The sequence below is a fragment of the Streptomyces sp. A012304 genome, from assembly GCF_026008495.1.
Lineage (GTDB): Bacteria > Actinomycetota > Actinomycetes > Streptomycetales > Streptomycetaceae > Streptomyces.
The window spans coordinates 10189-29838 of sequence record NZ_BQUN01000134.1; the positions used below are offsets into that span (position 1 = coordinate 10189).

The 19650-nt window shown below is 72.8% G+C and carries 18 protein-coding genes and 1 tRNA gene; 9 read left to right on the forward strand and 10 right to left on the reverse strand.

The annotated features are described in order from the left end of the window. On the reverse strand, window positions 1-585 hold a 585-nt coding region (locus ALMP_RS33140; protein ID WP_264935177.1), incomplete at its 3' end, for a P1 family peptidase. 98 nt (window positions 586-683) lie between these two features. On the opposite strand from ALMP_RS33140, the gene ALMP_RS33145 reads away from it, so the two are divergent. Further along, window positions 684-866 (forward strand): hypothetical protein, encoded by a 183-nt coding sequence (locus tag ALMP_RS33145; protein WP_264935179.1) that lies wholly within the window; start codon window positions 684-686, stop codon window positions 864-866. A 6-nt stretch (window positions 867-872) separates the two neighbouring features. Here the strand turns inward: ALMP_RS33145 and mscL are convergent, their stop codons facing one another. From mscL to ALMP_RS33175, 6 genes are all read right to left on the reverse strand, one after another. Then, complete coding sequence (mscL, locus tag ALMP_RS33150; RefSeq protein WP_264935180.1) at window positions 873-1346, reverse strand: large conductance mechanosensitive channel protein MscL; 474 nt, start codon at window positions 1344-1346, stop codon at window positions 873-875. A 111-nt stretch (window positions 1347-1457) separates the two neighbouring features. Further along, window positions 1458-2081, reverse strand: coding sequence for a hypothetical protein (locus tag ALMP_RS33155; RefSeq protein WP_264935181.1), 624 nt, complete (start codon window positions 2079-2081; stop codon window positions 1458-1460). Window positions 2082-2331: 250 nt separating this feature from the next. Beyond that, window positions 2332-3165, reverse strand: coding sequence for an S-methyl-5'-thioadenosine phosphorylase (locus ALMP_RS33160; RefSeq protein WP_264935182.1), 834 nt, complete (start codon window positions 3163-3165; stop codon window positions 2332-2334). Window positions 3166-3265: 100 nt separating this feature from the next. Next, window positions 3266-3583 carry an FmdB family zinc ribbon protein gene (locus ALMP_RS33165; RefSeq protein ID WP_264935183.1) on the reverse strand — a complete coding sequence of 106 codons (318 nt, stop codon included), beginning with the start codon at window positions 3581-3583 and terminating at the stop codon, window positions 3266-3268. A gap of 66 nt (window positions 3584-3649) precedes the next feature. Further along, complete coding sequence (locus ALMP_RS33170) at window positions 3650-4942, reverse strand: MFS transporter (protein WP_264935184.1); 1293 nt, start codon at window positions 4940-4942, stop codon at window positions 3650-3652. 277 nt (window positions 4943-5219) lie between these two features. After that, complete coding sequence (locus ALMP_RS33175; RefSeq protein ID WP_264935186.1) at window positions 5220-6770, reverse strand: potassium/proton antiporter; 1551 nt, start codon at window positions 6768-6770, stop codon at window positions 5220-5222. Window positions 6771-6987: 217 nt separating this feature from the next. On the opposite strand from ALMP_RS33175, the gene ALMP_RS33180 reads away from it, so the two are divergent. Then, the gene (locus ALMP_RS33180; protein WP_264935188.1) at window positions 6988-9822 is read left to right on the forward strand and encodes a penicillin acylase family protein; all 2835 of its coding nucleotides are present in this window, start codon (window positions 6988-6990) and stop codon (window positions 9820-9822) included. A 69-nt stretch (window positions 9823-9891) separates the two neighbouring features. Here the strand turns inward: ALMP_RS33180 and ALMP_RS33185 are convergent, their stop codons facing one another. Beyond that, entirely contained in the window at window positions 9892-10506 is a 615-nt protein-coding gene (locus tag ALMP_RS33185; RefSeq protein ID WP_264935190.1) for a 5-formyltetrahydrofolate cyclo-ligase, read from the reverse strand. A gap of 93 nt (window positions 10507-10599) precedes the next feature. Here ALMP_RS33185 and galU point away from each other — a divergent pair, with 93 nt between their 5' ends. The 7 genes from galU to ALMP_RS33220 all read left to right on the forward strand — a co-directional run bounded on the left by galU (window position 10600) and on the right by ALMP_RS33220 (window position 16306). After that, window positions 10600-11502, forward strand: coding sequence for a UTP--glucose-1-phosphate uridylyltransferase GalU (galU, locus tag ALMP_RS33190; RefSeq protein WP_264935192.1), 903 nt, complete (start codon window positions 10600-10602; stop codon window positions 11500-11502). A gap of 5 nt (window positions 11503-11507) precedes the next feature. Further along, a complete protein-coding gene (gene glp / locus ALMP_RS33195) occupies window positions 11508-12833 on the forward strand; it encodes a gephyrin-like molybdotransferase Glp (protein WP_264935193.1) in 1326 nt (441 codons plus the stop codon). A gap of 85 nt (window positions 12834-12918) precedes the next feature. Next, complete coding sequence (moaC, locus tag ALMP_RS33200; protein WP_264935194.1) at window positions 12919-13398, forward strand: cyclic pyranopterin monophosphate synthase MoaC; 480 nt, start codon at window positions 12919-12921, stop codon at window positions 13396-13398. Next, window positions 13395-13910, forward strand: coding sequence for a molybdenum cofactor biosynthesis protein B (locus tag ALMP_RS33205; RefSeq protein ID WP_264935196.1), 516 nt, complete (start codon window positions 13395-13397; stop codon window positions 13908-13910). Before moaC ends, ALMP_RS33205 begins: the two co-directional genes overlap by 4 nt. Before the next feature lie 17 nt (window positions 13911-13927). Continuing rightward, a complete protein-coding gene (locus tag ALMP_RS33210; RefSeq protein ID WP_264935197.1) occupies window positions 13928-14575 on the forward strand; it encodes a GNAT family N-acetyltransferase in 648 nt (215 codons plus the stop codon). Window positions 14576-14746: 171 nt separating this feature from the next. Then, complete coding sequence (gene glpR / locus ALMP_RS33215; protein ID WP_264935198.1) at window positions 14747-16132, forward strand: gephyrin-like molybdotransferase receptor GlpR; 1386 nt, start codon at window positions 14747-14749, stop codon at window positions 16130-16132. A 100-nt stretch (window positions 16133-16232) separates the two neighbouring features. Further along, window positions 16233-16306, forward strand: a tRNA-Ala gene (locus tag ALMP_RS33220). A 99-nt stretch (window positions 16307-16405) separates the two neighbouring features. Here ALMP_RS33220 and ALMP_RS33225 read toward each other — a convergent pair. Together ALMP_RS33225 and ALMP_RS33230 are read right to left on the reverse strand one after the other, a co-directional pair. Continuing rightward, a complete protein-coding gene (locus ALMP_RS33225) occupies window positions 16406-18871 on the reverse strand; it encodes an FtsX-like permease family protein (protein ID WP_264935199.1) in 2466 nt (821 codons plus the stop codon). Further along, a complete protein-coding gene (locus ALMP_RS33230; protein ID WP_264935201.1) occupies window positions 18865-19638 on the reverse strand; it encodes an ABC transporter ATP-binding protein in 774 nt (257 codons plus the stop codon). Before ALMP_RS33230 ends, ALMP_RS33225 begins: the two co-directional genes overlap by 7 nt. Window positions 19639-19650 lie beyond the last annotated feature (12 nt).

The following is a 19650-nucleotide window of genomic DNA, read 5'->3' on the forward strand; positions in this document are numbered from 1 at the left end:
GTCCAGCACCGAGCCGACCGCGTTGGCCACCACCAGCGCGGCCACCGTGATCCCCGAGTCGAGCACCTTGGCGGCGGTGCCGACTCCGCCCTTCAGCGCCCCGACCGCCGCGCCCGTACCGGCGCCCACGCAGCCTTCCGGCACGGGCGCGCCGGGCTCGCTCGCCGCGGCGGCCTCGACCGCGGCCCGGCCGATGGCCGCGTCCGGGCGGGCGCGGAAGTCGCCGCCGCGCGCCAGGTCGAAGACGCAGGCGGCGGGCACGACCGGCACGACGTGCGCGGGGTCGGGTCCGACCGGCACCCCGCGTCCCTGCTCCTCCAGCCAGGCCATCACCCCGGACGCCGCGTCGAGCCCGTAGGCGCTGCCGCCGGTCAGCACGATCGCGTCGACCCGCTGCACCACATTGCGCGGATCGAGCGCGTCGGTCTCCTTGGTGCCGGGTCCGCCGCCGCGCACGTCCACGGCGGCGACGGCGCCGCCCTCCGGCGCGAGGACGACCGTGGTGCCGGTGAGCCAGCCGTCACCGGTGCGGGTGGCGTGCCCCACCCGCAGCCCGGCGACGTCCGTCAGAGCGTCAACTGTCATGACGGTCAGTCTCGCCCACCGCGCGGCGGGTGCGGCGAGGGTCACACCACCTCGTGGGGTGACCGCGGCACGGCCGCGCGGTCCGTACCCTGGGGGGCATGGACACCCCCGCCACCCCCGAGCCGCGTGAGCCCAGGCCAGCGCTGATCTTCGACGACCCGCTGGACCAGCAGTCCTCGGACGACACGGACCGCGGGTGGGGCGAGCGGCCCGGAGCCGGCGGCGACAGCGCGGCCGACCTCAGGCGCTTCCTCGACGAGAAGCCGCCCCACCATCTCTGAACGCCGCTACGGCTCGCGGTGGCCCGCACCGCGCTGGGCGACCAGCGCGTCGCGGATCTCCTTGAGGACCTCCAGCTCGGTCACCTCGACGACCTCGTGGGCGCCCTCCCGCGCCTTCCTGCGGGCATCCTGCCGCGCCAGGTACTTCGCCATCGGCAGGACCATCAGGAAGTAGACCACCGCCGCGGTGATCACGAAGCTGAGGGTGGCGCCGAGGACCGAACCCCACAGGATCCGGACGCCCGTCGCCGTGTCGCCGGTCCCCGTGCAGGGGCCCTTCAGGCACGAGCTGTAGCTGTCCAGGTTCTTCGTGCCGACAGCGCCGACCAGCGGGTTGATGATCCCCTTCACCACCGAGTTGACGATGTTCGTGAAGGCCGCGCCGATCACCACCGCCACTGCCAGATCGACGACGTTGCCGCGCATCAGGAAGGCCTTGAAGCCCTGCCAGATGCTCGGTTCCTTCTTGTTCTCGCTCACCTCGGATGCTCTCCTCGTCTGCACAGCTTGTGGAACGAACAGCTCCGCAACCTACGTCAGGCCGATGCGGGCGTGTCCAGTCACCCGGCACCAACGAGGGACGTGACAGCCTCACCACAGCGTCACCGCCAGCCGGGCCGTCGCGCTCGCGCCCGCCAGCCGCGCCGCCGTGGGCCGGGGCACCGACAACACGACGAGCGCGCCACCGTCGACCACGCCCGCCGCCTCCTCCTCCGGGAGGGGCCCGGGCACCTTCGTCACCAGCGCCTTGCGGGCGACCACATGGGCGTGTCCGCCCGTGGCCCGCTCCTCGGCGGCGATGACGTCGACCCGGTCACCGGGCCGCAGCAGCCGCACGGTGGCCGCGTCGGCGATCCGCACCGGCGCCGCGACGGTCTCCACGGCGGGCCGCCCGCGAGCCCGGTCGACGTCCCCCGAACCGGGACTCGCCCCGGAACCGGACTCCCGGCCCGGCGACCCCGGACCCGCCGCCACGAGTGCTGCCGCCGTGACCGCCAGACCGAGCGCCAGGGCCCGCCGGCGGCTGCGCACGAGCCGTCGCAGTCGGTACCGCCCGCCCCGCACCCGCACCGGGGCGAACTGCGGCACCTCACAGGTGGCGGGAGCGTCCGCACCGGGCGGACGCACGACGGACGGGAACACAAAAGAAGAGGAGGAAGAGGGGGAGGAGGAAGGGGCGGACGAAGAAGGGGGGAAGGACGGGGGAACGGACATGGGAGAACACCGCCTGCGACGAGGATTCGGCCTGCGCACACCACGATGCGCCCTCGCGCCGACTCCCGCCGCGACCCGTGGACCACCACCGGTTTGTGGACAACTCCCTCACCCGAACGAGCCGTTCCACACCCCGCCGCCCGCCCGCCCGCCGGCGCCCGCAGCCCCCGGCCACCGCTCCCGCCGCCCGCAGCCGCCCGCTCCGCAGCCCCGCCGCCCGCAGCCGCCCGTCCGAAACCCCCGCCGCCCGCTACGGCAACGCGAACCCCGGGTCCATCCCGCCCAACGCGTTCGTGCACAGGCAGTCCCGCTCACCCGTCTCCGGCAGCGCCGCCACCGCGTCGAACAGCACGCCCCGCATCCGGTCCACGTTCGCCGCGAACACCTGGAGCACCTCCTCGTGGGAGACGCCCTCACCGGTCTCGGCTCCCGCGTCCAGGTCGGTGACCAGGGCTATCGACGTGTAGCAGAGTTCCAGTTCCCGGGCGAGCGCGGCCTCCGGATGGCCCGTCATACCGACCACCGACCAGCCCTGCGCCTGGTGCCACAACGATTCGGCACGGGTGGAGAACCGCGGCCCCTCGATGACGACCAGCGTCCCGCCGTCGACCGGCTCCCACTCCCGCCCCCGGGCTGCCTTCAGCGCCGCCGAGCGTCCGGCGGGGCAGTAGGGGTCGGCGAGGGACACGTGCACCACGTTGGGCACCGTGCCGTCGGGCAGTGGCAGCCCGTCGAAGAACGTGCCCACGCGTGACTTCGTCCGGTCCACCAGCTGGTCCGGCACGAGCAGCGTGCCGGGCCCGTACTCCGCGCGCAGGCCGCCCACCGCGCACGGCCCGAGGACCTGGCGCACGCCCACGGAGCGCAGCGCCCACAGGTTGGCCCGGTAGTTGATCCGGTGGGGCGGCAGATGGTGGCCGCGCCCGTGCCGGGGAAGGAAGGCGACCCGCCGGCCGGCGATCTCGCCGAGGAAGAGGGAGTCGCTGGGTGGCCCGTACGGGGTCTCCACCTGGATCTCGGTCACGTCGTCGAGGAACGAGTAGAAGCCCGAGCCGCCGATTACGCCGATCTCTGCGTTCGCCATGACCAGCACAGTAGCTGGCCTCGAAAACGCGTGGTGGTCCGCTCGGGAAAACACCGAGGACCCCGCCGTCGCCATGACGGCAGGGTCCCGGGAGTGAGGCTTACGCCGCGGAGCTGGACGAGGTGCTCGCGCTCGACGACTTCGAGTCCGACGACGAGGACGAAGAGGACGACGAAGACGAAGAGGAAGAAGACGTCGACGACTTCGAGGACGACGACGCCGGCGCGCTGCTCGACGAGGAGCCGCGGCTGTCGTTGCGGTAGAAGCCGGAGCCCTTGAAGACGATGCCGACCGCGGAGAACACCTTCTTGAGGCGGCCACCGCAGCTGGGGCACTCGGTCAGGGCGTCGTCGGTGAACTTCTGCACCGCCTCGAGGCCCTCGCCGCACTCGGTGCACTGGTACTGGTAGGTCGGCACTGTCTCCTCCTGGCACTCTCACTCAATGAGTGCTAACGAGCATCCATAGTGACGTATTCCAGCCGCTCAGTCCACTGCCACCGGCAGGCGGTGACCGACGCCACGTGCGACGGTGCGTCCCCGGGGCGGCGCCACCAGCCGTGACCGAAGCGCCAGCAGGGTCGCCAGGGCGAGCAGCGTGCCGCCCATCGGCACCAGGAACCCGGCGCCGCCCCACAGGCGGTCCTCCAGCTGTCCGGCGATCGTCACGGCCGCCGCCTGCCCCAGCGCGACCGCGCCGGTCAGCCAGGTGAACGCCTCGGTGCGGGCCCCGGCCGGGACCAGGTTCTCGACCAGCGTGTAGCCGGTGATCAGCGCGGGCGCGATGCACATGCCGACCAGGAGGCCGAGGCCGGCCAGCACCGGCACGGAGTGCGCGGCCCACAGCCCGGAGGCCGTCAGCGCGAGCGCGGCGTACCCGACGACGAGCCGGTGCCGCGGGGCGGCCTTCCAGGCGATGGCGCCGCAGACCAGGCCGGAGAGCATGTTGCCCGCGGCGAAGGTGCCGTACAGGACGCCGTTCAGGCCGGGCTCGCCGATCGACTCGGTGAACGCCGCCAGCGACACCTGCATGCCGCCGAAGACGGACCCGATGCCCAGGAAGGTCACGATCAGCACGCGCACCCCGGGCACGCGCAGGGCCGAGGCGTGCTCCACGCGCGCGTGCCCCTCGACGGCGACCGGGGGCTGGGTGCTCTTGCGAGCGGCGAACAGCAGACCGCCGAGCAGGGTGAGGGAGGCCTCCGCGACCAGGCCCGCGGCCGGGTTCACGGCGGTGCACAGGGCGGTCGCCAGCAGGGGGCCGACGACGAAGGTGAGCTCGTCGGTGACGGACTCGAAGGCCGCCGCGGTGGTCAGCAGCGGCGAGCCCTTCAGCTGCACGGCCCAGCGGGCCCGCACCATGGGGCCGATCTGCGGGACGGAGGCGCCCGTGGGGACGGCCGCCAGGAACAGGGCCCACAGCGGGGCGTGGGCCAGGGCGAGCGCCGTCAGGGTGAGACCCGACACGGCGTGCACCAGCACGCCGGGGATCAGCACCGCGCGCTGCCCGTAGCGGTCGGCCAGGCGCCCGCTGTAGGGCGCGAACACCGCCATGGACACCCCGGTGACGGCCGCGGCGGCGCCCGCCGCGCCGTAGGAGCCGGTGGTGTGCTGCACGAGCAGCACGATGGAGAGGGTCAGCATCGCGAACGGCTGGCGCGCCGCGAAGCCCGGCAGCAGGAACGTCCACGCGCCGCGGGTGCGCAGCAGTTGCCCGTATCCCGGGCGGGAGGAGGCCGGCGAGTCCTTCGACGGCCGGTTGGTGACCGTGGATGCCACGGCCCGTGCCTTTCTGCCGCCTGGTAGCGCGGACCCGTGACAGGGCCGTGCGCGCCGAGAGCTGTCCTCTTGCGCGTACTGCGGTAGATGCCGATGCCCACCCGCGGGAGGGGGCCGGCCGCCATACGGTCGCGCCAGCTCTGCGTCAGGCAGAGTTGGTTCGATCTAGGTGCGCCTTCATCGTACAGGGGGCGCGGGCCGCCGGACCTGTGAAAATGAGCACGGCGGGCCCTGGCGCCTCCGAATGACGGGGGTGTGAACAGGTGGAAATCTGCCCTTAACGTGTGCCGCCGTTGGTGCCCAGCCAGCCGGCCAGCTTGCCGCCGTGGGAAACGGCGCGCAGCCGCCGCTCGGCCGCGTCCCGGACCGGGTCGGTGGCGACGACGAGGAGTTCGTCGCCGTGCCGCAGCACGGTCGTGGGCAGCGGAACGAACGATTTTCCGTCCCGTACGACGAGGGTGACGGCGGCCCCGGAGGGCAGGCGCAGCTCGTTGACCTCGACGCCGTGCATCTTCGAGCCGTCGGGGACCGCGATGGACAGCAGATGTCCGCGCAGCCGCTCCAGGGGTGCCGACTCGATGCCGAGGTCGGTGGTCTCGGTCTCCTCGCCCAGCCGCAGTTTGCGCGCCAGCCAGGGCAGCGTCGGCCCCTGGAGCAGGGTGTAGACGACGACCAGGACGAAGACGATGTTGAAGATGCGGCGGCTGGCCTCGACGCCCTCCACCATCGGGATCGTCGCCAGGATGATGGGCACGGCGCCGCGCAGTCCGGCCCAGGACATCAGCGTCTGCTCCTGCCAGGGCACCCGGAACGGCGTCAGGCAGAGCACGACGCTCAGCGGGCGGGCGACCATGGTCAGCACCAGGCCGATGACGAGGGCCGGCCACACGTCGTCGCCCAGCTCGTGCGGGGTGACCAGCAGACCGAGCAGGACGAACATGCCGATCTGGGCGATCCAGCCGAGCCCGTCGGCGAACCCGCGCGTGGCGGGCCAGTGCGGCAGCTTGGCGTTGCCCATGACCATGGAGGCGAGGTAGACACCGAGGAAGCCGCTGCCGTGCGCCATGGCGCCCCCCGCGTAGGCCACGACCGCGATGGCCATGACGGCGATCGGGTAGAGGCCGGAGGCGGGCAGGGCGACGTGCCGCAGGCCCCAGGAGCCCGCCCAGCCCACCGCGAGGCCGATGGCGGCGCCGATGGCCAGCTCCAGGGCTATCTCGGCGATCAGCATGTACCAGTGCTCGACGGGGCCGGCCATGGAGAAGGCGACGACCAGGATGACGACCGGGGCGTCGTTGAAGCCGGACTCGGCCTCCAGCGTGCCCATCACGCGCGCGGGGAGGGGAATCCTGCGCAGGACGGAGAAGACCGCCGCCGCGTCGGTCGAGGACACCACCGCGCCGATGATCAGCGCCTGCCGCCACTCCAGCCCCGTCAGGTAGTGGGCGCCCGCCGCCGTGACCCCGACGCTCACCGCGACGCCGGCCAGGGCCAGCGTGGAGGCGGCCGGCAGGGCCGGCTTGATCTCCTTCCACTTCGTGCCCAGACCGCCCTCGGCCAGGATCACGACCAGGGCCGCGTATCCGATGACCTGGGTCAGTTCGGCGTTGTCGAAGTGGATGTCGCCGATGCCGTCCTGGCCCATGAGGACGCCGATGCCCAGGTACACGAGCAGGCTGGGGAGCCCGCTGCGCGAGGAGACCCGGACCGCCGCGACGGCGACGAGCAGGACGAGCGAGCAGACGAGCAGGAGCTGGTTGAGGTCGTGGACAGTCAGCGGCGGTTCCCTTCCCTGGCGCGCGCATCGCGCGCGGGGGCACACGTACATGGGACACGAGAGCGGCACGCTCCGGCCCCAACTACTTCGTTACCTTACCTAACTCTTGACGATTTCTTGACGTTCGACGGGGCAAGATCGAACATCCTTCCGCGCCGGTTCCCGACTCCGCGTCAAGTGGTGTCGGGCCCTGCGCCTATGGTTGCTCCAGCGCTCATTCATAGTCACAGCCCGACCTGCCGCTCGCGTTAGGACAGCAAGGACAGCGATGCCCCCCAACACCACCGCCACAACGGGTGACAAGCCCGGCAAGTCCGGCAGGAAGAAGGGGCGCAAAGCCCGTCTTATCGTGCTTGTACTGGTGCTGGCCATCATCGGCGGCATCGCCTACGGCGCCTACTGGACCATCAGCACCGTGCGCGCCTCCTTCCCGCAGACCCAGGGTTCGATCACGCTCGACGGCCTGTCCGGACCCGTCGACGTGAAGCGGGACGGCTACGGCATCCCGCAGATCTACGCCTCCTCCGACGAGGACCTGTTCATGGCGCAGGGCTTCGTCCAGGCGCAGGACCGGTTCTACGAGATGGACGTGCGCCGGCACATGACCTCCGGGCGTCTGTCGGAGATGTTCGGCAAGAGCCAGGTCGACAACGACGAGTTCCTGCGCACGCTGGGCTGGGACCGCGTCGCCAAGCAGGAGTACGACAAGGAGCTGTCGGCCGACACGAAGAAGTACCTCCAGGCCTACGCCAAGGGAGTCAACGCCTACCTCAAGGGCAAGTCCGGCGAGGAGATCTCCCTGGAGTACGCGGCGCTCGGGTTCAGCAACGACTACAAGCCCGCCGAGTGGACCCCGGTCGACTCCGTCTCCTGGCTGAAGGCGATGGCCTGGGACCTGCGCGGCAACATGCAGGACGAGATCGACCGCGCCCTGCTGACCAGCCGCCTCGGCCCGCAGCAGATCGCCGAGCTGTACCCGCAGTACCCGTACAGCCGCAACCAGGCGATCGTCCAGGAGGGCCAGTACGACGAGCTGACGAAGACGTTCGAACAGGGCGACGGATCGAGCGACTCGGACAGTTCCTCCGACGGTTCCCCGGACGGTTCCTCCGGCGACTCCTCCTCGGACGGCTCGACCGACGGTTCCACGGGCGGCTCCACGGACGGTTCCACCGTCGGCACGGGCACCGAGAACTCCGCCCTCCAGAGCCAGCTCTCGGGCCTCTACGACGTCCTGGACGACCTGCCCGCGGCCGTCGGCGTGAACGGCAACGGCATCGGTTCGAACTCCTGGGTCGTCGGCGGGAAGTACACGATCACCAACAAGCCGCTGCTGGCGAACGACCCGCACCTGTCGGCCTCGCTGCCCTCCGTCTGGTACCAGATGGGCCTGCACTGCCGCACGGTCTCCAGCAAGTGCCAGTACGACGTCTCCGGCTACACCTTCGCCGGCATGCCGGGCGTGATAATCGGCCACAACCAGAAGATCTCCTGGGGCATGACCAACTCCGGCGTCGACGTCACCGACCTCTACCTGGAGAAGCTCTCCGGCGACGGCTACCAGTACGACAACAAGGTGAAGCCCTTCACCACGCGCGAGGAGACCATCCAGGTCGCCGGCGGCGCGCCCAAGAAGATCGTCGTCCGGCAGACCGAGGACGGGATGCCCCTGCTGTCCGACCGTGACGACGAACTGGTGAAGGTCGGCAAGAAGGCCACCGTCGAGGAGCCCGCCCCCGACCGCGGCGACGGCTACGCGGTCGCCCTGAAGTGGACCGCGCTGGAGCCGGGCCGGACCATGGACGCCGTCTTCGCCATGAACAAGGCGGCGGACTGGAAGGACTTCCGCGGCGCGGCCGAGCTCTTCGACGTGCCTTCGCAGAACCTGATCTACGCGGACACCGACAACCACATCGGCTACCAGCTGCCCGGAAAGATCCCCACGCGCGCGAAGGGCCACGACGGCTCCGTCCCGGCGCCGGGCTGGGACTCGAAGTACCGCTGGACCGGTTACGTCGATTTCGACGAGCTGCCCTACGAGTACGACCCGGAACGCGGCTACATCGTCACCGCCAACCAGGCCGTGATCGACCCGAAGAAGTACCCCTACACCCTCACCACGGACTGGGGCTACGGCACCCGCAGCCAGCGCATCACCGACCTGATCAAGCTGAAGATCAAGGGCGGCGGCAAGATCTCCACCGACGACATGCGCCAGATGCAGCTGGACAGCGACAGCCAGATCGCGCGGCTGCTCGTGCCGACGCTGCTGGACATCAACCTGAGCGACCCGGACGTCCGCGAGGCGCAGGAGCTGTTGCAGGGCTGGGACTACACCCAGGACGCCGACTCGGCCGCGGCCGCCTACTTCAACGCGGTCTGGCGCAACATCCTGAAGCTCGCCTTCGGCCACAAGCTGCCCAAGGAGGTGCGGGTCAAGGGCCAGTGCGTCTACGTCGACCCGGTGAACGCCACCGCCCCGGTCGACGAGACCGGCAAGGTCCGCGAGTGCGGCCAGCGCGACGCCGACCAGGCGCAGCCGGACGGCGGCGACCGCTGGTTCGAGGTGGTGCGCAACCTCATGCAGAAGCCGAAGAGCGAATGGTGGACGACGCCCGAGTCGGGCACGCGTCCCGGCGCGGACCACGACCGCGACAAGCTGTTCGCCCGCGCCATGATCGACGCCCGCTGGGAGCTGACCGCCAAGCTCGGCAAGGACATCGACACCTGGAGCTGGGGCCGGCTGCACCGCCTGTTCCTGAAGAACCAGACCCTGGGCACCAGCGGCCCCGGCTTCCTCCAGTACATGCTCAACCGCGGCCCGTGGAAGCTCAGCGGCGGTGAGGCGGCGGTCAACGCGACCGGCTGGAACGCCGCCGGCGGCTACGGCGTCGTGTGGGTGCCGTCGATGCGGATGGTGGTCAACCTCGACGACCTCGACAAGTCGAAGTGGATCAACCTCACCGGTGCCTCCGGGCACGCCTACAGCTCCCACTACACGGACCAGACGAGCAAGTGGGCCAAGGGCGAGCTGCTCGACTGGGCGTTCTCGGCGAAGGCGGTCGACGCCGCCACGAGCGACACGCTGGTGCTCAAGCCCTGAGCGCCGGACGAACGACCGGAAGGTGCCCTCCACGCGCGCGTGGAGGGCACCTTCCGCATCGGGCGCCGTTCAGGTGAAGCGGCGCACCCCCGACGGCGTCACCACCGCGTCCACCGGCCGGTCGTGCGGCTCCGCCGGGACCCGCTCGACGACCTCGGTGTCGTACAGGAGCACCACCAGCGCGGGCCGGGCGCCGGCGCGGTCGACGCGGGCCAGCACCCGGTCGTAGGAGCCCCCGCCACGTCCCAGGCGCATCCCGCGCGCGTCGACCGCGAGGCCCGGCAGCAGCACCGCGTCGGCCTCGGTGACGGCGTCCGGCCCCAGGCGCTCGCCGGCCGGCTCGAAGAGAGCCATCTTCCCGGCATGCTGGACCCGGGCGAGGGAACCCTCACCGGCGTACGCACCCCAGTCGAGGTCGTTGTCGGGCATCAGCGCGGGGAGCAGGACGCGCACGCCCCGGGCGCCCAGCGCGTCCAGCAGCGCGAGCGTCCCGGGCTCGCTCCCCACGGAGACATACGCCGCGACCGTCCGGGCCCGGGCCAGCTCAGGCAGCTCCAGAGCGTGCTCGGCGAGCGCCCGGGCGGCCTCCCGCAGCTCATCCGTCGTCAATGTGTTTCTCACAGCCAGGAGCTCACGCCGCAACATACGTTTGTCAGACTCCGGTCCGCCTTCGAGATGACTCATGCGTCGCTCCTGCGCCGTTTCAATACGCTCATAAGGTCACTAATTAACCGGAGCTACAGATTCCTCACAAAGCCACCGGATAAGGTTGCCGCCATGACTCAGTCGCACCCCAGGATCACCAAGGCTGTCATCCCCGCGGCCGGCCTCGGCACCCGGTTCCTGCCGGCCACCAAGGCCACTCCCAAGGAGATGCTGCCGGTCGTGGACAAGCCGGCGATCCAGTACGTGGTCGAGGAGGCCGTGGCCGCCGGCCTCGATGACGTCCTCATGATCACGGGCCGTAACAAGCGCCCCCTCGAGGACCACTTCGACCGCAACTACGAGCTGGAGTCGGCGCTGGAGAAGAAGGGCGACGCCGAGCGGCTCGCCAAGGTCCAGCAGTCCAGCGACCTCGCGACCATGCACTACGTGCGACAGGGCGATCCCAGGGGCCTCGGGCACGCGGTCCTGTGCGCGGCCCCGCACGTCGGGCAGGAGCCGTTCGCCGTCATGCTGGGCGACGACCTGATCGACCCGCGCGACCCGCTGCTCCAGCGGATGATCGAGGTGCAGGAGCTGTACGGCGGCAGCGTCGTCGCGCTCATGGAGGTCGCCCCCGAGCAGATCCACCTCTACGGCTGCGCGGCCGTCGAGGCCACCACCGACGGCGACGTGGTCAAGGTGACCGGCCTGGTGGAGAAGCCCGACGTGGCGGACGCCCCGTCCAGCTACGCGATCATCGGACGCTATGTCCTCGACCCGGCCGTCTTCGGCGTGCTGCGCACGACCGAGCCCGGCCGCGGCGGCGAGATCCAGCTCACCGACGCCCTCCAGCAGCTCGCCCAGGACGAGAAGGTCGGCGGCCCGGTGCACGGCGTGGTCTTCAAGGGCCGCCGCTATGACACCGGCGACCGCGGCGACTATCTGCGGGCCATTGTCAGACTCGCGTGCGAACGTGAAGATCTGGGTCCGGACTTCCGTTCCTGGCTTCGCAGTTACGTCACCGAGGAGTTGTAGCCACCTTGAGCACCCCCGCGCCCCGCCCCGCCGGCCAGGAGCACCTCTGGTCGGTGGACGAGCACCTGGAGGACATCCTCGCCACCGTCCGCCCGCTGGAACCCATCGAGCTGCAACTGCCGGACGCCCAGGGCTGTGTCCTGGTCGAGGACGTCACGGTGCCCGTCTCGCTGCCGCCGTTCGACAACAGCTCCATGGACGGGTACGCGGTGCGGGTCGCGGATGTCGCGGGCGCGAGCGAGGAGTTCCCGGCCGTGCTGGAGGTCGTCGGGGACGTCGCCGCCGGGCAGGCGTCCGGCCTGCTGCACGTGGGGCCGGGACAGGCCGCGCGGATCATGACCGGCGCCCCGCTGCCGGCCGGTGCCGAGACCGTCGTCCCGGTGGAGTGGACCGACGGGGGCCTCGGCCAGGGCCCGGTCGACGGGATGCGGGCCCGCAGCCTCGCCCCCGAGCAGGCCTCGGGACACGTGCGCGTGCACCGGCCCGCCGAGGCACGCGCGCACGTACGCGCGAAGGGCAGCGACGTGAAGGCGGGCGACCGCGCCCTCACGGCGGGTACGGTGATCGGCCCGCCGCAGATCGCCCTGCTCGCCGCGATCGGCCGCGGCACGGTCCGGGTGCGCCCCCGCCCGCGCGTGGTCGTCCTGTCCACCGGCAGCGAACTCGTCCAGCCCGGCGAGGAGCTGGGCAGCGGCCAGATCTACGACTCCAACAGCTTCGCCCTCACCGCGGCCGCGCGGGACGCCGGCGCCATCGCCTACCGGGTCGGCGCGGTCGCCGACGACGCCGAGACCCTCCGCTCCACCATCGAGGACCAGCTCGTCCGCGCCGATCTGCTGGTCACCACGGGCGGCGTGAGCGTCGGCGCGTACGACGTGGTCAAGGAGGCCCTGTCGCACGTCGGGGACGAGGACGAGGCCGGCAGCGGCGTCGAGTTCCGCAGGCTCGCAATGCAGCCCGGCAAGCCCCAGGGCTTCGGCGCCATCGGCCCCGACCACATCCCCCTGCTGGCCCTGCCCGGCAATCCGGTGTCGTCGTACGTCTCCTTCGAGCTGTTCGTGCGGCCCGCGATCCGCACGCTGATGGGGCTGACGGACGTCCACCGGCCCACCACGCGCGCGAAGCTCGTCGCGGACGGGGCGCTGACCTCGCCGAAGGGGCGCAGACAGTTCCTGCGCGCGACCCACACCGAGGGCACGGTCCGCCCGGTCGGCGGGGCCGGCTCGCACCTGGTCGCGGCCCTCGCGCACGCCGACGCGCTGATCGTCGTACCGGAGGACGTGGAGCGCGTCGAGCCGGGCACGGAAGTCGACGTGGTCCTGCTCGGCTGAGGACCCGAGGTTGGGGGTACCGTGTCGCGCACAACAGGCCCGTGCGCCGCACCGCGACGGGCCCGGACCGGGAGCCCGACACAGCATGAGCACGCCAGACCGACTGACGCACATCGACGACGCGGGCGCCGCCCGCATGGTCGACGTATCCGGCAAGGACGTGACCGCGCGCACCGCGCGGGCCAGCGGACGCGTCCTCGTCTCGCCCCGTGTGGTCGAGCTGCTGCGCGGCGAAGGCGTCCCCAAGGGCGATGCGCTCGCCACCGCGCGCATCGCGGGCATCATGGGCGCCAAACGCACCCCCGACCTGATCCCGCTCTGTCACCCCCTGGCGGTCTCCGGTGTGAAACTGGACCTGTCGGTCGCGGACGACGCCGTGGAGATCAGCGCCACGGTGAAGACGACGGACCGCACGGGCGTCGAGATGGAGGCGCTCACCGCGGTCTCCGTCGCCGCGCTCACCGTGGTCGACATGGTGAAGGCGGTCGACAAGGGAGCGGTCATCACGGACGTGCGGGTCGAGGAGAAGACCGGCGGCAAGTCGGGCGACTGGAGCCGGGCATGAGCGCCGCGCCCCACCGCGCACTGGTCGTGACCGCCTCCAACCGGGCCGCCGCGGGCGTCTACGAGGACAAGGGCGGTCCGTTGATCGCGCAGGGCCTCCAGGGCTTCGGGTTCGCCGTCGACGGGCCGCAGGTCGTCCCCGACGGCGATCCGGTGCGGGCCGCGCTGCTGGCCGGCGTGGACGCCGGGTACGACGTGATCGTCACCACCGGCGGCACCGGCATCTCGCCCACCGACCGCACCCCCGAGGCCACCCGCGCGGTGATCGCGTACGAGGTGCCGGGTATCGCGGAGGCCATCCGGGCGTACGGCCGCGAGAAGGTGCCGACGGCGGTGCTCTCCCGGGGCCTGGCCGGGGTCGCGGGCCGCACGCTGATCGTGAACCTGCCCGGCTCCACCGGCGGTGTGAAGGACGGACTGGCCGTCCTCGAGCCGCTGCTGACGCACGCCGTGGAGCAGCTCCGCGGCGGCGACCACCCCAGACCCGACGCCGGCCCCGGGGGTGCGAGCTGAACAGCCCGTCCTGGCCGGTGGAACTCGCGGAGGGCGATGTCGTCCTGCGGCCGATAAAGCTGCGCGACCAACGGGCGTGGCGCGAGGTGAACCGGCGCAACCGGGACTGGCTGCGCCCCTGGGAGGCGACCATCCCGCCGCCCGCGCCGAGCGGGCCGATCGCGCACCGGCCGACCTACCGCCAGATGGTCCGTCATCTGCGGTCCGAGGCGAACGCGGGGCGGATGCTGCCGTTCGTCATCGAGTACCAGGGGCGGCTGGTGGGCCAGTTGACGGTGGCCGGGATCACCTGGGGGTCGATGTGCTCGGGGCACGTCGGCTACTGGGTGGACGAGGCGGTCGCCGGGCGCGGGGTGATGCCGACGGCGGTGGCGCTCGTCGTCGACCACTGTTTCCGCACGGTCGGACTGCACCGCATCGAGGTCTGCATTCGGCCCGAGAACCAACCGAGCCGGCGGGTGGTGGAGAAACTCGGATTCCGCGAGGAGGGGCTGCGGCCGCGTTATCTCCACATCGACGGGGCCTGGCGGGACCACCTCGTCTTCGCGCTCACAGCGGAGGAAGTCCCGGACGGGCTGCTGAGCCGCTGGCGGCGCAGCCGGGCTCGGGGCGTGCCCCGGGACCCGCAGAACACGCGAGGGAATGCCACCGGCCCGGGAAATTGAATATCTGTTCGAAAATGATCGGACGGTGACCGTCTCAGGCCGTGAATTCGCGGCTCCGGAGGGCTGCTGATCGCATCAGTCGCAAAAAAAGCTCGAAATATCAGCCAGATCGTGCGACACACCGGCCCAATTGGCGGATGGCCTCACGCAAACCCCTCTACCGTGTGAGGCGTGAGCAGCAGCGGCCTCATCTACGCAGTCATTGTCGGGGCCTGGGCCGCCTACTTGGTGCCTATGTGGCTCCGTAGGCAGGACGAGCTGAACGAGGCCCGTCCGACGGAACGCTTCAGCACCGCCATCCGGTTGCTGTCCGGACGGGCGGGGATGGAGCGCCGGTACGCCAAGGACCTGCGGGCGCGCTCCGCCGAGGCGGGGGAGCCCGACGCCGACGCTCCGGACGCCGTCACCGACTCGGTGGACGTCCGGGCCTTCGCCATGCCTCCGACGTCCCCGCAGTCCAAGGCGACGGTTCCGCAACCCCAGGCGGCGGTTCCGCAGGCCAAGGCGGCCGGTCCGCAGGCCAGGGCGACCCTTCCGGAGCAGGAGCGGGATCAAGAGCGCGTGCCGGACGCCCGGCGCACGCCCCCCGCCTCCGCGCCGGCGCCCGCCTCCCCACCGGCCCCCGCGTCCGCGCAGGCCCCGGCCTCCGCACCCGTCCCGGCCAAGGCCTCCGCCCCGGCCAAGGCCTCCGTACCGGCCCAGGCCTCCGCGCCCGCCCCGGCCTCCGGCTCCGCGCCCACGCCCGCCGCCGCGCAGGCGGCCGCCGCGCGCGCCCGGCGCTCGAAGGTGCTCGCGCGCCGTCGGCGTACCACCGTGGTGCTCTTCCTCGCCTTCACGCTGGGCGCGATCGTCGCGGCCGTCGGAGGGCTCGCGTTCCTGTGGGCGCCCGGTGTGCCCGCCGTGCTGCTCAGCGCGTACATCGCCCATCTGCGCTCGCAGGAGCGCCGTCGCTTCGCGTACCAGATGGACCGCAGACGCGCCGAGGCCGCCGCGCAGCGACTGCGGGAGCGGCAGCCCCGCCGACGGGCGTCCGCGTCCGGGGCCGCGCCGATCGAGAACGGCCCCGCCGCCGACGCAGAGGAGCCGCACGAGGACGTCGAGCCGGAGACCGACCCGGGCCTGCTGGCGCTCGCCGCCGACCGCAGGGCGCTCGTCGAGCAGACCGATCACGCGGAGTGGGTCGACCAGCAGCGCGAGCGGCAGCGGCGGCCGGGCCACGGGGAGAGCTGGGACCCGGTGCCGGTGCCGCTGCCCACGTATGTGACCGCGCCGGTCGCGCCGCGCGCCACGGCCGACGTGGACCTGGGCGCGCCGGACACCTGGAGCTCGGCCCGCTCCAGCTCGGTCACGCCGGAGGAGACGGACGACGACCGGCCCGCCGCGGACGCCCCCGGCGGACCGTCACGGGAAGAGGCGGCGGCCGCCCGCGCCGAGGCGGCCGACGAACGCAGCGACGCGCGCCGCGCCGCGTCGGCCCGCCGCTCCCGGGAACGGGGCCGCACCCCTCTGTTCGACCAGTACGAGGACGGCGACCGGCCACGCGCCGCCAACGAGTGACCGGCCCCCACGGTCCACGCGTCCGTGAGGCGCCTGGTCGGGCCCCGGGAACGGATTTCCAAGCAGGCCGATGGGGGTGCTAGAGTTTCACTCGTTGCAAGGGCCTGTGGCGCAGTCCGGTAGCGCACCTCGTTCGCATCGAGGGGGCCAGGGGTTCAAATCCCCTCAGGTCCACGCAGCATAGAGCCTCCGTCGGCGAAAGCCGACGGAGGCTCTGTCGTTTGCCCGGTGAACGCCTGCCGCCCGGCCGCCGGTTCGCGCACCGGGCGTTGCTCAAGTGAGTCTCGCGGCGGGGCGGCGCAGCATGGTCGCCGTCGGCAGCAGCACGGAGACCACCGCGATCACCGCGCACGCCCCCGCGCTCCACCCGAGTTCCGGCCACGGCACCGCCATCACCACCGGCGCCCCGAGCAGCCCCAACGCGCCCGCCATCCCGGCCAGGTTGACGACGGTCACCGCCGACCCCAGTACCGCCCCCACGCCCACCGCCGTCAGCGCCTCCGCCACGGCGAGGCGCAGGACCTGGCCGCCGGTCGCGCCTGTCAGGCGGAGGGCCGTCAGCGCGCGGCGGCGTTCCGCGGCGGACATGAGGAGGGTGTTGGCGAGGGAGATGCCGGTGTAGACGAGGGCGATGCCGAGGACGAGGAAGACGCCCAGGCGGGTCGCGCGGTTGGTCTCCGGGTGGGCGGCCGCCACCCACTCCGCCTTTGTCATCACCCGCCCGTCCCCGGCGGCGGCCCGCCGCAGCCCCGCCCCGACCGCCTCCCGGTCGGCGCCCGCACGCACCCGTACGTCCACCCGGTCGGGGCGTGCCCCGCCCGCGTTGGCGGCGGTGACGTACGCGCCGTTGTCGCCGGTGCCGGTGGCCAGCACGGCCGCGACACGCAGGGTCCGTTCGGTGCCGTCGCCGAGCCAGACCCGGATCCGCTGCCCGACCCGCCGCCGGTCCCACTCCTCGTTCACGACGATCGAGTCGTCGTCGAGGTCCGCGACCCGCCCGGACGTCACCGGCAGCCGGAGCGTCCCGGCGAGGGTGTCCGGGTCCACCGCCCGGGCCTCGGAGCGCACCAGCGCCACACCGTCCTCCAGCGTGTACACGGCGGTCGCGGCGGAGGCCGAGACGACGGCAGCGCCCGGTACCCGCCGCAGCCGTTCCACCAGCTGAGGCCCCCACGCGGTCCCGCCCGCCGGCGTCACCACGAAGTCCGCCGTCGTCCGCTCCCGCAGCTCCGCCGCCTGTGCCGCGTTCAGCGTGGCCGTGGCGCCCAGCAGGGAACCCGCCAGGGCGACGGTGACCAGGACCGGGGCGGCGACGGCGGCGGTGCGCCGCAGCCCGGCCAGGGTGTGCGCCCGCACCAGCAGGCCCGTCGTCCCCGGCAGCCGGGGCAGCAGCGGCCGTACCAGGGCCGGCGCCAGCAGCGCCACCGCCGTGATCAGCAGCATCGGGCGGCTGATGTACGTCTTGCGGTGCAGCAGGTCCGCCGGATCGGCCACCAGCGCGTACGTCAGGGTCGCGGCGGCCGCCGCCAGCAGCAGCGCCCCGCACACCCGACGGCCCCACGGCAGCGCGCGCCCGTCCACCGACGCCTCGCGCAGCGCCCGCGTCGGCGCGGTCCGCCCGGCCCGCCAGGACGCGACGGCCGCGCCGCTCAGCGCCACCGACAGACCCGTCCAGAAGGCCACGTGGTACGGCCACGACTCCGGGCCTGCGCCGATCTCGTACCAGGCCGGCGCCAGACCGCCGTCCACCACCACCTCGCCCAGCCACGGCGCCGCGTACGCCCCGAGCGCGCAGCCCGCCGCCGAGGCGAGCACGCCCACCAGCAGCGCCTCCCCGAGGACCGTCCGCCGCACCTGCCCCGGTGTCGCGCCCGCCGTGCGCAGCAGGCCGAACTCGCGGCGCCGGCGCTCCACCGCGAAGGCGAACGTGGACGCCACGACGAACACCGACACGAACGCCGTCACACCACCGGCCGTGCCGAACAGGGCGTTCACCGCGGTGAGGGCCTCGGCGTCCCGCCCGGGGTCCGCGTCGGCCAGCCGACGATCGTCCCCGGTGAGGACCCGCGCGCCGGAACCCGCCCCGGCCCCCGCGACGGACCCCGTCCCGGAATCGATGCGGGTGCCCGCCACGACCGCCCGCACGGCGGTCGGGTCCGCCTCCACGACCAGCTGGAGGGTCTCGGCCGCCCGTCGGGCCGCCTCCGCGTCGGTGTGGAAGACCGCGTGCTCGAAGCCCAGGTCGCGCACGGTCCCGACCACCCGCTCCCCGGTGCTCAGCCGTTCGCCGACGGCCGCCCAGTCGCCCGTGGTGACCACCTCCCCGTCCGCCCGGGGCGCGCGGCCCGCGGTCAGCTCGTACGGGGCGAAACGCGCCGTCGACCAGGGGTGCCCGACCAGCCCGCCCGGGGCGCCCGTCACCTTCATCGGGAACGTGCGGTCCTCGGTGACCGGGCCCAGCGCCCGCAGCGCGGCCACCGTCGCCGCCGGCACCGCACGCGGCCGGGCCAGGTCCGCCGTCCGTACTCCGGTCGGCGTGTCGACCCGCAGGGCGCTCTGTCCCTGCACCACGACCGGCGCCACCGCGAACCGCTCCGGAGCGCGCTCCGGAGCGCGCTGGGAAGCGGCGAGCGCCTGCCCCATCACGGCGAGCAGCCCCACCCCCAGCGCGAGGGCGACGAAACTCCCGACGAACGCCGCCCACCGGGCCCGCAGCGTCCGCAGCGCGACACTCAGCACCGCACACCCCCCGTCGTCGGCGCGCCGCCCTTCAGCGACCCGCTCTCCAGGCCGGCCATCCGCGCCGCGACCGTCTGCGCGTCCGCACCGGCGAGTTCGCCGTGCACGCGGCCGTCGACCAGGAACACCACCCGGTCCGCGTACGAGGCGGCCACCGGGTCGTGGGTGACCATCACCACCGTCTGGCCCTCGTCGTCGACCATGGCGCGCAGCAGCGTCAGCACCTCCCGGGCGGTCGTCGAGTCCAGCGCGCCGGTCGGCTCGTCCCCGAACAGCACCTCCGGGCGGGTGATCAACGCGCGGGCCAGCGCGACGCGTTGCTGCTGCCCGCCGGACAGCTCACCGGGCCGGTGCCCGCCCCGCTCGGCCAGCCCCACCTGCCGCAGCACCTCCCGCACCCGCGCCCTCGCCGGGCGGCGGCCGGCCAGCCGCAGCGGCAGGGCGACGTTCTGCTCGGCGGTCAGCGCCGGCAGGAGGTTGAACGCCTGGAACACGAACCCGATCCGCTCGCGGCGCAGCAGTGTCAGCCGCCGCTCGCTCAGCCCGGTCAGTTCCGTCACGCCGAGCCGCACCGACCCCGCGTCGGGGCGGTCCAGCCCGGCGGCGCACTGCAACAGCGTCGACTTGCCCGACCCGGACGGCCCCATCACGGCGGTGAGGGAGCCTCGCGGGAAGGCGAGGGAGACGTCGTCGAGCGCGGTCACCAGCGCGCCCTTCGTCCCGTATCTCCGCCGTACGGCGGTCAGTCGGACGGCGTGGTCGGTCATCTCCACCTGTGC